The sequence below is a fragment of the Nocardia sp. NPDC020380 genome, from assembly GCF_044386975.1.
Taxonomy (GTDB): Bacteria; Actinomycetota; Actinomycetes; order Mycobacteriales; family Mycobacteriaceae; genus Nocardia.
In genome coordinates this window covers 343,038-357,619 of record NZ_JBIRVQ010000011.1, presented here as the reverse complement: position 1 = coordinate 357,619, position 14,582 = coordinate 343,038, and the positions used below count along the sequence as shown (strand labels likewise).

Sequence of the window (14,582 nt, the reverse complement as noted above, 5' to 3'; positions counted from 1 at the left end):
CGGTCCCATTCCGAACCCGGAAGCTAAGGCCACCTGCGCCGATGGTACTGCACTCGACAGGGTGTGGGAGAGTAGGACACCGCCGGAACATCCTTCCCGAAGGCCCCCAGCTTATGCTGGGGGCCTTCGGTGTATCCACGGGGGAAAGCCCGTGGGACAACACGCTGGGTGCTCGAGCCGGCACGAATGCTCACAGAAAGCTCTCAGTTGAGAACCAGTTTCGACTGGGGCGGAAGGGTAATGATCGAAGGCATGGTCCTCGATACGCGTACGCCGGCTGTCCCGGCGGTCGTCACCCGCCGCCAGCGGCTGCGGGCGTTCTGGCTGCCCGCCACGTACAGCTACGTGGGCCTGGTGGTGGCGGTCGGGATTCTGCTGACGCTGGTGAGTGCGAATCGCGCGTCCCGAATCGTGTTGCACGCCAGCACGAATCTGCACAATCTGCTCCGCGGCCACTTCGGCACCCTGTTCGCGAGCGCTTTCGTGATCGGCAGTGGCGCGGCCACCGTCTGGATCATCGTCCCCCTGCTGGCCTGTCTGCTGGCCCTGGCCGAGCATCGGCTGGGTGCGATGCGCATGGTCCGCACCTTCGTGCTCGGGCATATCGGCGCCACCGCGCTGGTGGCGGTGGGGCTGTGGATCGCCGTGCAGTCGCAGCTGGTGCCGAACAGCATTACGACGGTGGAGGATACGGGCGTCAGCTACGGCGCGATGGCCGTGGTGGGCGCGCTGGTGGTGGTGCTGCCCGCGCATCGCCGGTTCGTGTGGTCGGCCAGCTGGCTGTCGCTGGCGCTGGGCGGGGTGGTGCTGTGGCACACCTTCACCAATGTCGGTCACTTCCTGGCGTTGTGCCTGGGGCTCGGTATCGGCCGGTTGATGATTCGCCGGCATGCGGAGCCGGTGCGGCCGTTGAGCGTGATCGAAGGCGTGTTGCTGGCCGCCGGTTCGCTTTTCGCGTGCCTGATGCTTCTGGGTTGATTCCCGGCCACTAGACTCGACCGGTGCGCCTTGTGATTGCTCGATGCCAGGTCGATTACGTTGGCCGTCTGACCGCCCATCTGCCCATGGCTCGTCGTCTGCTGATGATGAAAGCGGACGGTTCGGTGCTCGTCCATTCCGACGGTGGTTCCTACAAACCACTCAATTGGATGAGTCCGCCGTGCTGGCTGGAAGAACGCGAATCCGATTCCGGGACCGGCAAACTGTGGGTTGTCACCAATAAGGCCGGTGAGGAACTGCGGATCACGGTCGAGGACATCGAGCTCGATTCGCATCACGAACTGGGTGTGGATCCGGGTTTGGTGAAGGACGGTGTGGAGGCGCATCTGCAGGAGTTGCTGGCCGAGCACATCGAAACTCTGGGCGCGGGTTATTCGCTCATCCGCCGTGAATACATGACGGCCATCGGCCCCGTTGACATTCTCTGCCGGGATGCGGACGGTTCGACGGTGGCGGTGGAGATCAAGCGCCGCGGCGAGATCGACGGCGTCGAACAGCTCACCCGCTACCTGGAACTCCTGAACCGCGACCCCCTGCTGGCCCCCGTGACCGGGGTGTTCGCCGCCCAGCAGATCAAGCCGCAGGCGAAGACCCTCGCGACCGACCGTGGAATCCGATGCCTGACATTGGATTACAACGCCCTCCGTGGCACCGAGAGCGACGAATTCCGCTTGTTCTAACCTCGAACCATGCCCCGCCGGAAACCCCGCCCCAACGCCCCCGGCGCGCGGTCCCAGCAGGACCCGCGTCCCCTCGGCGACGTCTTCGGCCGCACCGAGTCCGGTCCGGGTGACGAGACGTTCATCGTGCGGACGGTTCCGGGCACCCGCGCCACCAAGACCTACCGCTGCCCCGGCTGTGATCACGAGATCCCGCCGGGGGTGGCGCACATAGTCGCGTGGGCGGCGTACGGCGGCGAGGACGATCGCCGGCACTGGCACACCGGCTGCTGGAAGGGCCGGAACACCCGCACCATCACTCGCAGATGGTCGTGACCCTTGTCGTGGTGAAAGGGCCTGGGGCATAAGGAAGGCCGCTTCCAGGTGGAAGCGGCCTTCGGGTGGTGGGTTGTCGCCCGTTGGGGGGATTAGCCTGAGATGTCGGCGTTTTCGCGTTCGTCGACGATCTCGTCGTCATCACGGGCGTCGGAGATGGCCTTGCGGCCGCCTTTGCTGAGGGAGCGCTGCTCGGGGGCGCCGTCGAGGAGTTCGCTTTCGCGGTTGACGGCGGCGAGCATGGCCGGCACGGAGTCGAGCTGGCCGCGGATACCGAGCAGCTGGGCCAGGACGCGGCCGCGGAGGACGCGCATTTCCTCGGCGAGTTCCTTGGCGTGCGCGATCTTTCGATCGGCGGTCTGGGTCGCCGAGGTGATGAGGCGGTTGGCCTCGTCGGTGGCGTCCTTGATGCGCTGGGCGGCCTCGGCGCGCGAGGTGGCCTCCAGCTCTTCCATGGCGCGGGTGAGCTTGGTGCGGCGCTCGGCCATGGTGACCTCGAAGTCCTGCTGCGTGGCCTTGCGCTTGGCCTCGGACTCCTTGGTGAGGCGGTCGGCCTCGGCGTTGGCGGCGTCGACGATCTTGGCCGACTCGGAACGCGCATTGGCGAGGGTCTGCTCGAATTCGATTTCGAGGGCCTCGCGCTTCTCCTTGGTTTCGGAGAGCAGCGATTCGTACTTGCCACGCATTTCGGTCGCCTGCTGCTCGGCGATCGAAATCATCTCCGCTGCTTCGGCCTGAGCCTGGGCACGGACTTCGGACGCCTCGTCGGAGGCCAGGCGCAGCATGCGGGAGATACGATCGGACATGCCCTCGGCCGTGGTGGGCGGCACGGACAGCCGGTCGACCTCCTTGCGGAGCTCGTCGATCTCGTCTCGCGCGTCCTCGAGCTGGGCTGCCAGGTTGCGGGCCTGGGCAGCGGCGGCATCGCGATCGGTTGCGGTGACCCTTAGCTCGGCATCGAAACGGTCGAAGTAGTTACGCACCTCATCACGGTCATACCCCTTCCGCACGACGGTAAAGGGCAGAGCAACGAAGCGATTACGATCGGGCTCAGTGGACGACATGCCCCACAAACTACAGCCTGCCGACCACTGATGGTGACCCGACCGCGAATGTTGTTACAGCCTCTTTAGGGTCGTGGAACCCGGTACTAGTGAGTAGATTTCGCCGCCGGTTCGACCAGTTCGACCAGCACACCGCCAGCATCCTTGGGGTGGATGAAATTGATGCGGGAACCAGCCGTTCCGGGGCGGGGCGCCTCGTACAGCAAACGCAAGCCCCGTTCACGCAGATGTGCGGAGACGGCTTCCACATCGGTGACCCGGTATGCAAGCTGCTGCAGGCCAGGCCCGTTTCGGTCGATGAACTTGGCGATCGTGGACGCTTCGGTCAACGGAGCCAGCAACTGCAGGGCAACAGAGCCTTCCGGTGCGGCCGCATACGACAGCATCGCCTCGTGAACGCCCTGCGCGTCGTTGATCTCGCGATGCGTCTCGATCATCCCGAGATTGTCTCGGTACCAGGCCACCGCGGAATCGAGATCCGGCACGGCGATACCCACATGATCGATAGCCGTGACGTATTCCGCGGGGATGAATTCGGTGTTCTCGGTGGTGCTCACACCAACGAAGGTAGCGAACACCCACATAGTGGGCACGCGTACGCGCGGGTTACCGTTGGGTAAGGGCTCCGAAGGTTGGCGGAGCAGCACATTACGACGTAAGCGAGGCCTCATCGTGACAACCACCGTCATCGTCTCCGGCGCGCGCACCCCGGTGGGCCGGCTGCTCGGATCGCTGAAGGATTTCAGCGGCTCCGATCTGGGCGGCGTCGCCATCAAGGCGGCCCTGGAGAAGGGCGGGGTCCGGCCCGATCAGGTCGACTACGTGATCATGGGCCAGGTGCTCACCGCGGGCGCGGGGCAGATCCCGGCGCGGCAGGCCGCGGTGGCCGCGGGGATTCCGATGGATGTCCCGGCGCTCACGCTGAACAAGGTGTGTTTGTCCGGTATCAATGCAATCGCGTTGGCGGATCAGCTGATTCGCGCCGGTGAGTACGAGATCGTGGTGGCCGGTGGTCAGGAGTCCATGACCCGCGCGCCGCACCTGCTGGAGAAGTCCCGCGAGGGCTTCAAGTACGGCGATGTCACCCTGCGCGACCACATGGCGTACGACGGCCTGCACGACATCTTCACCGACCAGGCCATGGGCGCGCTCACCGAGCAGCGCAACGACGCCGATCACATCAGCCGCGCGGATCAGGACGCCTTCGCGGCCGCCTCACACCAGAAGGCCGCGGCCGCCTGGAAGAACGGCGTCTTCGAGGACGAGGTGACCCCGGTCGCCATCCCGCAGCGCAAGGGTGACCCGATCCTCTTCAGCGAGGACGAGGGCATTCGCGCCGACACCACCGCGGAGTCGCTGGGCAAGCTACGCCCGGCCTTCCGCAAGGACGGCACCATCACCGCCGGCTCCGCCTCGCAGATCTCGGACGGCGCGGCCGCGGTCGTGGTCATGTCCAAGACCAAGGCCGAGGAACTGGGCCTCACCTGGATCGCCGAGATCGGCGCCGCGGGCGTCGTCGCCGGCCCCGACTCCACCCTGCAGGACCAGCCCGCCAACGCCATCCTGAAAGCCTGTGCGAAGGAAGGCATTTCGCCCGCCGACCTCGACCTGGTCGAAATCAACGAAGCCTTCGCGGCGGTAGGCATCGCCTCCACCCGCAAGCTCGGCATCGACCCCGAGAAGGTCAACGTCAACGGCGGCGCCATCGCCATCGGCCACCCCCTCGGCATGTCCGGCGCCCGCATCCTCCTCCACCTCGCCCTCGAACTGAAGCGCCGCGGCGGCGGCATCGGCGCAGCCGCCCTCTGCGGCGGCGGCGGCCAGGGCGACGCCCTCATCATCCGCGTCAGCTAGCGGAAGGGACTGCGGCCGGCTCGGTCCGGGGTCCGGGGCTCGCCCCGGTAAGGGGGTTCGGGGGCTTAGCCCCCGCTTCACCCCTTCTCGTCTTTCTGGGGGTTCGGGGGCTCGGCCCCCGCTCCCCCCTCCTTCCGGGGGTTCGGGGGCCTGCCCCCGAGCTTCGCTCCGCGCTTGGTCAAGCGCGTGTGACCAGGTCCACTACAAGGTGTCGTAGGTATTACGGCAGAATGGTCGCCATGGGTGATCTCTTCGACCTGTCCACGGTCGGTAAGCGCGTTCGGTTCTTCAGTATCGCTGAGGTTCCGTCGTGGGTGCTGTTGTTCATCGGGTCGGCGCTGAAGCGCGCGGATGCGCTGGGCATCGCCGATCAGCCGATCAAGTGGCCGGTCATGGTTTTCGGCATGCTGCACGGCTTGATCTTCCTGGCGTATGCGATCAGCTGCCTGCTGGCGTCGCGTGAGTACGAGTGGCCGGGTAAGACCACCGGGCTCGCGCTGCTGTCGTCGGTGGTTCCGTTCTCCTCGGTCTTCTTCGAGCGCTGGGCGATCCGCACCGGACAGCTCGGCGAGCTGAGCCAAGGCGCCACCCCGGCCGCCGCCGCTTCGTGACAGACTGGATGTCGTGACTCGACCTGCACGACGCCCTTCCGCCGCCGCAGCCGCCGCCATGTCCGGCGCGGTGGACCTGTCCGCCCTGAAGCAGCCGGCCGCCGCGGACGTGCCCGGTGGGCATACCGTCACCGAGGCCGATTTCGAGACCAAGGTGCTGCGCCGTTCGACCCAGGTGCCCGTGGTGGTGGCGCTGTATTCGCAGCGCAGCCCGGGCAGTGTCGAACTGGTGCGCCTGCTGGAGAAGCTGGTCGACGAATCCGGTGGTGACTGGGATCTGGCCGCCATCGAGGCCGAGGCGAACATGCGCATCGCGCAGGCGTTCGGCGTCCAGGGCATTCCGACCGTGATCGCCGTCGCCGCGGGTCAGCCGCTGGCGGACTTCACCGGTAATCAGCCGGAGGAGCAGGTGCGGCAGTGGGTCGCCGCCGTGGTGGACGCGGTGCGCGGCAAGCTGCCCGGCGTGGGTGGCGTGGCGGAGGACGCCGAGCCGGAGGTGCCGGAGGATCCGCGTTTCGTGGCCGCCGAAGAAGCTTTGGAGCGAGGCGATTTCGATACCGCCGAGGCCGCATACAAGGCGATCCTGAATGCCGAGCCCGGCAATACGGAGGCCAAGGCGGCGCTGCGGCAGGTGCAGTTCATCGGCCGCGTACAGGAATTGGATCCGGCGTTGCAGGCCAAGGCCGATGCCGATCCGTCCGATCTGGACGCCGCGCTGGCGGCCGCCGATCTGGAGATGTTCAATCAGCAGCCGGAGGCCGCGTTCGATCGCCTCATCGCGCAGGTCAAGCGCACCGCGGGTGATGATCGCACCCGGGTCCGCACCCATCTGCTGGAACTGTTCGAGCTGTTCGATCCGGCCGAGCCGATCGTGGTGGCCGCCCGCCGCAAGCTGGCGGCGGCGCTCTACTGACGATTCTCGTTGTGCCGTAGCGGTTTCCGGACCGCGAAAGGGTCCCACTTCCCCGCGAGTGGGACCCTCGTTCTTACTTGGTGGTGGTGCCGCTACCGGAGGACAACGACTTCACCAGGTTGGTGAGAATGTCCGAGGAGCCGGTGGACGGGCCCGCGGGGTTCGGCTCGCCGGGGGCGACGACCGGCTGTGCGGTGACGACGTCGGCGGAGGCCGCGCCCGCACCCGCGCCGATCACGGCGGTGGCGGCAGCGGCGACGAGCGCGAAGGTGCCCAGCTTCTTCATGCAGTTCAATCCCATCAGTGATTTAGTTCCATTCGGTTGCGACGCCGCTGGTTTAGTTCCTATCACGATGGGGTAAAAGGCCGGGCGACCATAGTTTTCCGGCCACCGATCCTGGGGGCAGCTCAGCCGAACCTGGGCAGGCCGGCCAGTGCGCTGTCGATACGTTCTTGCGGCAGTTCGAAATCGGGTATGTCCCCCGCGAGATAGCGCTCGTACGCGGTCATGTCGAAGTGCCCGTGCCCGCAGAGCGCGGTCAGCAGCACCTTCTCTGCACCGGTTTCCTTGCAGCGCTTCGCTTCTTCGATGACGGCGGCGAGAGCGTGCGAGGGTTCGGGTGCGGGCAGGATGCCTTCGGCGCGCGCGAAGGTGACCGCGGCGGCGAAGCATTCGCGCTGCTGTTTGGCCACCGCTTCGAACAGGCCGAGTTCGTAGATGTGCGAGAGCAGCGGCGACATGCCGTGATAGCGCAGCCCGCCGGCGTGCACCGGATCGGGGATGAAATCGTGCCCGAGCGTGTGCATCTTGAGCAGTGGCGTGAAACCGGCGGTGTCGCCGAAGTCGTACGCGTAGATACCGCGGGTGAAGGAAGGACATGCGGCGGGTTCGACGGCCCGGATGACGGGATTCGCCCGGCCCGCGAGCTTTTCGCGCAGGAACGGCAGGAACAGGCCCGCGAAGTTGGAGCCGCCGCCGGTGCAGCCGACGATCAGATCGGGCATCCGTTCGCCCGCGGCCGCGAACTGGTTCAGCGCTTCCTCGCCGATGACGGTCTGATGCAGCAGTACATGATTGAGCACGCTGCCCAGCGCGTATCGGGTATCGGCGTGTGCGGCGGCGATTTCCACGGCTTCACTGATGGCGATGCCGAGGCTGCCCGGCGAATCCGGGTGGTCGGCAAGGATTTTCGCGCCCGCCGAGGTCAGTGTCGAGGGGCTCGGGTGCACGCTGGCGCCCCAGGTCTGCATGAGGGTGCGCCGGTGCGGTTTCTGGTCGTAGGAGGCGCGTACCATCCACACTTCGCAGTCGAGCCCGTATTGCGCGCAGGCGAAGGCGAGCGCGGAACCCCATTGCCCGGCCCCGGTTTCGGTGGTGAGCCGCCGGGTGCCCTCGGCGGCATTGTAGAAGGCTTGCGGCACAGCGGTATTCGGCTTGTGCGACCCGGCGGGGGAGCCACCTTCGTATTTGTAATAGATGTGCGCGGGTGTGCCGAGCGCCTTCTCGAGCCGGCGTGCCCGGTACAGCGGCGTCGGCCGCCACAGCCGGTAGACGTCGATGATCTCGTCGGGGATGTCGAGGTACCGGTCCGCGCTGACTTCCTGCCGGATGAGTTCCATCGGGAACAGCGGGGCGAGATCCTCCGGCCCGACCGGCTGCCCGGTACCGGGATGCAGGGGCGGTGGCGGCGGCTCCGGCAGATCCGGCACCACGTTGTACCAGCGCCGCGGTATGGCCGATTCGTCCAGTGTGATCTTGGTTTGCGCGCTCATCTGCGCCTCCCCACCTAGCGGTTCGGTCTCCGCACCATACGCCCGCGACTACTCGTGGCGTGCCTGTTTCCGCAGTTGCTCCAGGGCCGCCGCGGCGGGGCTGCCGGGCTCGGGCGCGTAGGTGACGAGCAGGACGGTTTCGAGGCCGGCGAGGTGGAAGGTCTCGTAGCGCAGCGCGATCTCGCCGACGACCGGGTGGTGAAAGCGCTTCGGGCCGTGGCTCTTCTCGTGCACATACCGGGTAGCCCAGAGCCGCCCGAATTCGCTGCTGCCGGCCGTCAATTCGCCGATCAGGCGCAGTAGGCGAGGGTCGCCGGGCGCGCGGCCGACGGCCATCCGCAACATGCCGACGGTGCTGCGGGCCGCCTCGTCCCAGTCCGGATGGACGGTGCGGGCCTCCGGCTCGAGGAAGATCCGGCGCGCCATATTCCGTTCGCGCGGTGGCAGATTCGGGAAGTCCGCGATGAGGGCGGCGCCCAGCGGGTTCCAGGCCTCGTGGTGGGCGCTACGGATTCCCGAGTCGCGCAATGCTTCCCACCCCGGACTGGACTGGTTCGGGCTGATCGTGTTCACCGCGAGTCTGGCGGTGCTCGTACGGTTTCATCGCGGCGAGTGCGGTCGGCTGGATGTCGGTGGCCGCGATGTTGTCGTTCGCCGCGGCGGCCGTGCCACGCGAGTCCGCTGCGCGGGCCGTGCAGGGCCACCTCGATCCGGCTTTCGCGGGCGCGCTGACTGCCGGACTGACCACGGGTTTTCATCACCTGGGCCTGGCGTTCGCCGTGCTCTCGCTGCTGGGCGCGGCCCTCACCTGGTGGGCTCTGGCCCCTCCAGGTCCTAGTTAATAAGCTAGAGCTTATGATAAGCTCGAGCGTATGACATATACATCGTATGACGAATTGCTGGCATCGGGACAGGAACTCATCGTGCTGGACGCGCAGGCGGTCCGGACGAGCATCGAGGTGGTCGATCAGATCACCCCCGCGGATCTCGACCGGCCGACCCCCTGCGCGGAGTGGACCTTGCGAGATCTGCTGGAGCACAACATCGGCCAGCACTACGGCTTCGCGGCCGCTTCGCGCGGCGAAAGCGATCTCGCGGTGTGGAAGCCGCGCCCGCTCGGCGCCGATCCGATCGCGGAATACCGGGCGTCGGCCGCGCACGTGCTGACCGCGTTCGCCGAGTCCGGCGTGCTGGAGCGCAGCTTCCCGGTGCCGGAGATCATGCCCGACCTGGTGATTCCCGCGAATCTGGGCATCAGCTTCCATTTCGTCGACTACGTCGTGCACTCGTGGGACATGGCGGCGAGCCTGGGTGTGAAGCTCGATTTCGACGAGGAACTGCTGTCGGCGGCGCTGTTGATCGCGCAGGCTGTTCCGGGTGGTGAGATGCGCACGCAGCCGGGTGCGTCCTTCGCGCCCATCATCGAGTCGACGGGCGGTTCGACGCTCGATCAGATCTTGGCGCTGCTGGGCCGTTCGCCCGACTGGAAGGCCTGAGCCAGCCAGACCGCGCCGTGCGGCGGAAGCGTCAGGCGCAGTGAAACGGGGCGGCCGTGCCATGGAACGGCTTCCACGGGAATCTCGCCTTGATTGCCGATTCCATTGCCGCCGTAGGCGATCGCGTCCGAGCTGAGCAGTTCCCGCCAGGCGGTGGCGCCGGATTCGGGGAGTCCGATGCGGTAGTCGTCGAGCCGGCTGCCGGAGAAGTTGTACACGCACGCGAGTACGGAATCGCCTGCGCCGTAACGCAGGAACGACAGCACATTGTTGTTCCGGTCATCGGCGTCGATCCACGAGTAGCCGCCGGGTGAGGTGTCCTGACTCCACAAGGCCGGGGTGGCCCGGTAGAGCAGGTTGAGATCGGTGACGAACCGCCCGATCCCGCGGTGCAGCGGATTGTCCAGCTCGTGCCAGTCCAATCCGAGATCGTGGTTCCACTCCCGGAATTGACCGAATTCCTGCCCCATGAACAGCAATTGCTTACCGGGATGCGCCCACATGTAAGCGAGCAGTGCGCGCACCCCGCTCGCCTTGGCGAAGTCGTCGCCGGGCATGCGGGTCCACAGCGTGCCCTTGCCGTACACCACTTCGTCGTGACTGATGGGCAGTACGTAGTTCTCGCTCCACGCGTAGGTGAGGGAGAAGGTGACCTCGTTGTGGTGCCAGGCGCGGTGCACCGGATCGTGGCCCAGATACCCGAGGGTGTCGTGCATCCAGCCCATATTCCATTTCATGGTGAAGCCGAGCCCGCCGACCTCGGTGGATCGGGTGACGCCCGGCCAGGTGGTGGATTCCTCGGCGACGGTCACCACGCCCGGATGCTGCTTGTGCACGGTGGCGTTCATCTCCTGCAGGAAGGCCACCGCCTCGAGATTCTCGCGCCCGCCGTGTATGTTCGGCTCCCAGTCGGGGCGCGAATAGTCGAGGTAGAGCATGGACGCGACGGCATCCACGCGCAGTCCGTCGATATGGAATTCCTCGATCCAGAACAGCGCGTTGGCGACCAGGAAGTTCCGTACTTCGGGCCGGCCGAAGTCGAAAACATAGGTGCCCCAGTCGAGTTGCTCCCCGCGGCGCGGGTCCGGGTGCTCGTAGAGGGGAGTGCCGTCGAAGCGCGCGAGAGCCCATTCGTCGCGCGGGAAATGCGCGGGCACCCAGTCCAGGAGTACGCCGATTCCGGCCCGGTGCAGCCGGTCCACGAAGGCCCGGAAATCGTCGGGGGCGCCGAAGCGGGCGGTGGGCGCGAAGTACGAGGTGACCTGATAGCCCCAGGACCCGCCGAACGGATGCTCGGCGACGGGCAGCAGTTCGATGTGCGTGAAGCCCTGGGCCCCAACGTATTCGGCGAGCTGATCGGCGAGCTCGCGATACCCGAGCCCCGGCCGCCACGAGCCCAGGTGCACTTCGTAGATGCTCATGGGGGAGCGGGTCGGATCGCGGCGTTCGCGCTCCCGGACCCACTGCGCGTCACCCCATTCGAATCCGCTCTCCGCCACGACGGAGGCGGTGGCGGGCGGGATCTCGGTCGCGAAGGCGAGCGGGTCCGCGTGGTCGACGATGCGGCCGTCCGCCCCGTGCACCCGGTACTTGTACTTCGCGCCCGCCCCGAGCCCGGGCAGGAACAGTTCCCACACTCCGGACCCGCCGAGTCGTCGCATGGGCGCGGTATTGCCGGTCCACCCGTCGAAATCGCCGATCACCGCCACCCCGCGGGCATTCGGGGCCCACACCGCGAACGAGGTGCCCGCCACCTCCCCGTCGAGGGTGCGATAGCGCCGCGGATGCGCGCCGAGCACGTCCCACAGTCGTTCGTGCCGGCCCTCGCCGAGCAGATGCAGATCGAATTCGCCGAGCGTGGGCAGGAATCGGTAGCCGTCGGCGTCCACCGTGGTGCGCCCGCCCGGATACGAGGTGACGATGCGGTAGTCCCACAGTTCCGGGAACGGCAGTACGGCCTCGAACACGCCGTGATCGATATGGGTGAGTGGATGATCCGTCTCGCCGACGCGCGCGTGCACCGTGTCCGCGTGCGGGCGCAGCACCCGGAGCACCGTCCCGCCGCGATGCGGATGCGAGCCCAGCACGGTGTGCGGGTCCGGGTGGGTGCCCGCCGCGAGCAGCATGAGGTCGCGTCTGTCCATCAGTGGAACGACCGCCGGAAGGCGAGCTCGGTGCGGGCGGTGGCCGGCACCGGGGGCAGCACGAGAATGTGGGCGGCCGCGTGCGCCGGGTCGAGGCGCACGTAATTGCTGCGGCCCCAGTGGTATTCCTCGCCGGAGATCTCGTCGTACACCACGGGCCGGTCGTGCCATTCCCGGCCGATGGCGGGCAGATCCAGGGCCACCATGCCCTGTTCCGCGCCGAAGGGGTTGAGGTTCACCACGATCAGTACGGCGTCGCCGGTGGTCGGATCCATTTTGGAGAAGGCGAGCAGGGCGTCGTTGTCGACGTGGTGGAAGTGGATGCAGCGCAACTGCTGCAGCGCCGGATGCGCGCGGCGGATCTCGTTGAGCCGGGTCAGCCACGGCTCCAGCGATTCACCGCGGGCGGCGGCTTCGGCGAAGCGGCGGGGGCGAAGTTCGTATTTCTCCGAGTCCAGGTATTCCTCGCTGCCCGGCTGCGCGGCTTGATGTTCGTACAGTTCGAAGCCGGAGTACACGGCCCAGGTCGGGCCGAGGGTCGCGGCGAGCACCGCGCGGATGGCGAACATGCCCGGGCCGCCGTGCTGCAGGCTCTCGTGCAGGATGTCCGGGGTGTTCACGAACAGGTTGGGCCGCGCCTCGTCGGCCTTGGCCGCCAATTCCATTCCGAACTCGGCGATCTCGTGCTTGTGGACGCGCCAGGTGAAGTAGGTGTAGGACTGGCTGAACCCGCGCCGCGCCAGCCCGTACAGTCGCGCGGGCCGGGTGAACGCCTCGGACAGGAAGATGATGTCCGGATGGTCCTGCCGGACCCGCGCGATCAGCCACTCCCAGAAGTCGGCCGGTTTGGTGTGCGGGTTGTCGACGCGGAAGATGGTGACGCCCAGCCGGATCCAGTGCCGTACCACCCGCAGCACCTCGGCGTACAACCCGTCCGGATCGTTGTCGAAGTTGAGCGGATAGATGTCCTGGTACTTCTTGGGCGGGTTCTCGGCGTAGGCGATGGTGCCGTCCGGCAGGGTGTTGAACCATTCCGGGTGCGCGGTCACCCACGGATGATCGGGTGCGCACTGCAAGGCCAGGTCGAGCGCGACCTCCATGCCCAGATCCCGTGCGGCGGAGACGAAATCGGCGAAGTCGGCCTCGGTGCCCAGCGCCGGCAGGATGGCGTCGTGCCCGCCCTCGGCGGCGCCGATGGCCCACGGCGAGCCCACATCGTCGGGTCCGGCGGTCAGGGAGTTGTTGCGGCCCTTGCGATTCACCCGTCCGATGGGATGCACGGGCGGCAGGTACACCACGTCGAAACCCATGGCGGCAATGCGCGGCAGATCGGCGGCGGCGGTGGCGAAGGTGCCGTGCACCGGCTTCCCGTCCGCGTCCCAGCCGCCGGTTGAACGGGGGAAGAATTCGTACCAGGAGCCGTAGAGGGCGCGCGGCCGCTCCACCAGCACCTTGTGTAAGGGTCCGTGGGTCACCAACTCGCGCAAGGGATTCGCGCGCAGGATCTCGCTCACCTCGGCGCTGAACGCGGCCGCGACGCGGGCGGGGAGCTGGGTATCGCTGCGCAGGGCGGTCGCGGCGGCGTGCAGGATCTCCCACTGTTTCTTCGGCACTGCCTGCGCGGCCCGATCCAGCAGGCGCGCGCCGAGTTCCAGATCATTGGCGAGGTCGGCGGCGCTCTGCCCGACGCCGAGTTTCGCCTCGACGGCACTGCGCCAGGTGGTGAAGGGGTCGCTCCAGCCTTCGATGCGGTAGGTCCACAGGCCCGGCTTGCCCGGCGTGAACACGGCATTGAACACGTCCGGCTGATATTCCGGGCTCATCCGGATGCGCTGGGTGCGCGACGAACCGGGCGCTTGCACCGCCAGCGTGGCCGCGACGGCATCGTGTCCCTCCCGCCACACCACCGCGCGTACCGGGAAGACCTCCCCGGCCACGGCTTTGGCGGGCCGACCGCCGGGTATCGCGGGGGCGGTGTCATCGATGGCGATGCGGCCGGTCACGAAGTAGAACTTACCGGGTCGGCTACTGCTGGCCCTGCTTCAGCAGCAGGAACAGCCCGTGCGCCTCGGCGCACAGCCGGTCGCCGTCGTGCAGGGTGGCGCGCACGAACACCTTGCGGCCCTCCCACTTCTCCACCCAGCCGTGCACGGTCAGTTCCGTGTTCAGCGGGGTGATGGACCGGTAGTCGACGTGCAGGAAGGCGGTACGGGTGACGGCCCGGGTGTGCACGGCCGCGGTCATGCCCAGCAGGTCGTCGAAGCCGAGCGCGATGTGCCCGCCGTGGGCCGCGCCGTTACCGCCCAGGTGGAAGGTGCGGAAGGTGATGCGCGCGTGCACGCCCTCCCGCGACACCTTGTCGACCAGGAACGGCGGCAGCGTGATGTTGCCGCGCGCGGGCAGATCGGTGCGATGCCAGGCGGGCGCGTCCCATTCCGCGCCCACCGCCGCGCCGAGCTTGGCGTTCAGCGCCTTCAGCGTGTCGATGGCCTCCAGCGCGAGCTCATCGCTCGGATCGGCGAGCCGCACATGGTCCATGAGCGTGCGCACCTGCTCGATGAACTCCCCGTAGTGCGGTCCACCGACGGAATTGTCGCGGGCCAGGGTTTCGATAGGCCGAAATCCGCCCTCGTGATGCTCTTGGGCCGGATCTGCCTCGACCTGCTGCTCGCTCATATGAAACACGTTATCGGTTGCCTACGGGATGCTCGCGCAGGGGCGGCTCACGCTCAT

At 67.3% G+C, this 14,582-nt stretch carries 16 protein-coding genes and 1 rRNA gene; 9 read left to right on the top strand and 8 right to left on the bottom strand.

Going from position 1 to position 14,582, the window contains the following annotated elements; genetic code table 11:
• The 4 genes from rrf to ACH438_RS30750 all read left to right on the top strand — a co-directional run.
• Positions 1-88, top strand: a 5S ribosomal RNA gene (gene rrf, locus ACH438_RS30765); the annotation flags it as partial.
• 152 nt (positions 89-240) lie between these two features.
• On the top strand, positions 241-978 hold the full coding sequence (locus ACH438_RS30760) for a rhomboid-like protein (protein ID WP_397011497.1): 738 nt from the start codon (positions 241-243) through the stop codon (positions 976-978).
• 23 nt (positions 979-1,001) lie between these two features.
• The gene (nucS, locus tag ACH438_RS30755) at positions 1,002-1,679 is read left to right on the top strand and encodes an endonuclease NucS (RefSeq protein ID WP_397011495.1); all 678 of its coding nucleotides are present in this window, start codon (positions 1,002-1,004) and stop codon (positions 1,677-1,679) included.
• Between the two features lie 9 nt (positions 1,680-1,688).
• A complete protein-coding gene (locus ACH438_RS30750; protein WP_397011493.1) occupies positions 1,689-1,994 on the top strand; it encodes an ATP/GTP-binding protein in 306 nt (101 codons plus the stop codon).
• A 92-nt stretch (positions 1,995-2,086) separates the two neighbouring features.
• On the opposite strand, the gene ACH438_RS30745 is transcribed toward ACH438_RS30750, so the two are convergent.
• A complete protein-coding gene (locus ACH438_RS30745; RefSeq protein ID WP_397011491.1) occupies positions 2,087-3,058 on the bottom strand; it encodes a hypothetical protein in 972 nt (323 codons plus the stop codon).
• 86 nt (positions 3,059-3,144) lie between these two features.
• A complete protein-coding gene (mce, locus tag ACH438_RS30740; protein ID WP_397011527.1) occupies positions 3,145-3,642 on the bottom strand; it encodes a methylmalonyl-CoA epimerase in 498 nt (165 codons plus the stop codon).
• Between the two features lie 88 nt (positions 3,643-3,730).
• Between mce and ACH438_RS30735 the strand changes: the two genes are divergently transcribed.
• From ACH438_RS30735 to ACH438_RS30725, 3 genes are all read left to right on the top strand, one after another.
• Complete coding sequence (locus tag ACH438_RS30735; RefSeq protein WP_397011489.1) at positions 3,731-4,912, top strand: acetyl-CoA C-acetyltransferase; 1,182 nt, start codon at positions 3,731-3,733, stop codon at positions 4,910-4,912.
• 239 nt (positions 4,913-5,151) lie between these two features.
• The gene (locus tag ACH438_RS30730) at positions 5,152-5,523 is read left to right on the top strand and encodes a DUF3817 domain-containing protein (RefSeq protein WP_397011487.1); all 372 of its coding nucleotides are present in this window, start codon (positions 5,152-5,154) and stop codon (positions 5,521-5,523) included.
• A gap of 58 nt (positions 5,524-5,581) precedes the next feature.
• On the top strand, positions 5,582-6,436 hold the full coding sequence (locus tag ACH438_RS30725; RefSeq protein WP_397011525.1) for a tetratricopeptide repeat protein: 855 nt from the start codon (positions 5,582-5,584) through the stop codon (positions 6,434-6,436).
• 73 nt (positions 6,437-6,509) lie between these two features.
• Here the strand turns inward: ACH438_RS30725 and ACH438_RS30720 are convergent, their stop codons facing one another.
• The 3 genes from ACH438_RS30720 to ACH438_RS30710 form a co-directional block, all read right to left on the bottom strand.
• Positions 6,510-6,722: a hypothetical protein gene (locus ACH438_RS30720; RefSeq protein WP_397011485.1), complete on the bottom strand. Its 213-nt coding sequence runs from the start codon at positions 6,720-6,722 to the stop codon at positions 6,510-6,512.
• 122 nt (positions 6,723-6,844) lie between these two features.
• Positions 6,845-8,209, bottom strand: a complete 1,365-nt coding sequence (locus tag ACH438_RS30715) for a TrpB-like pyridoxal phosphate-dependent enzyme (protein ID WP_397011483.1) — start codon at positions 8,207-8,209, stop codon at positions 6,845-6,847.
• A 48-nt stretch (positions 8,210-8,257) separates the two neighbouring features.
• Entirely contained in the window at positions 8,258-8,737 is a 480-nt protein-coding gene (locus ACH438_RS30710; RefSeq protein ID WP_397011481.1) for a hypothetical protein, read from the bottom strand.
• 98 nt (positions 8,738-8,835) lie between these two features.
• On the opposite strand from ACH438_RS30710, the gene ACH438_RS30705 reads away from it, so the two are divergent.
• A complete protein-coding gene (locus ACH438_RS30705) occupies positions 8,836-9,051 on the top strand; it encodes a hypothetical protein (RefSeq protein ID WP_397011479.1) in 216 nt (71 codons plus the stop codon).
• Between the two features lie 30 nt (positions 9,052-9,081).
• Positions 9,082-9,705 (top strand): TIGR03086 family metal-binding protein, encoded by a 624-nt coding sequence (locus ACH438_RS30700; RefSeq protein WP_397011477.1) that lies wholly within the window; start codon positions 9,082-9,084, stop codon positions 9,703-9,705.
• Here the strand turns inward: ACH438_RS30700 and glgB are convergent.
• From glgB to ACH438_RS30685, 3 genes are read right to left on the bottom strand one after another with little or no spacing between them, the layout of a single operon-like run.
• Positions 9,660-11,849: a 1,4-alpha-glucan branching protein GlgB gene (glgB, locus tag ACH438_RS30695; protein ID WP_397011475.1), complete on the bottom strand. Its 2,190-nt coding sequence runs from the start codon at positions 11,847-11,849 to the stop codon at positions 9,660-9,662. The two genes, ACH438_RS30700 and glgB, sit on opposite strands and share 46 nt — an antisense overlap.
• Positions 11,849-13,852 carry an alpha-1,4-glucan--maltose-1-phosphate maltosyltransferase gene (locus tag ACH438_RS30690; RefSeq protein WP_397011473.1) on the bottom strand — a complete coding sequence of 668 codons (2,004 nt, stop codon included), beginning with the start codon at positions 13,850-13,852 and terminating at the stop codon, positions 11,849-11,851. The genes glgB and ACH438_RS30690 overlap by 1 nt, the downstream gene beginning before the upstream one ends.
• Before the next feature lie 22 nt (positions 13,853-13,874).
• On the bottom strand, positions 13,875-14,525 hold the full coding sequence (locus ACH438_RS30685; RefSeq protein WP_397011471.1) for a PaaI family thioesterase: 651 nt from the start codon (positions 14,523-14,525) through the stop codon (positions 13,875-13,877).
• Positions 14,526-14,582 lie beyond the last annotated feature (57 nt).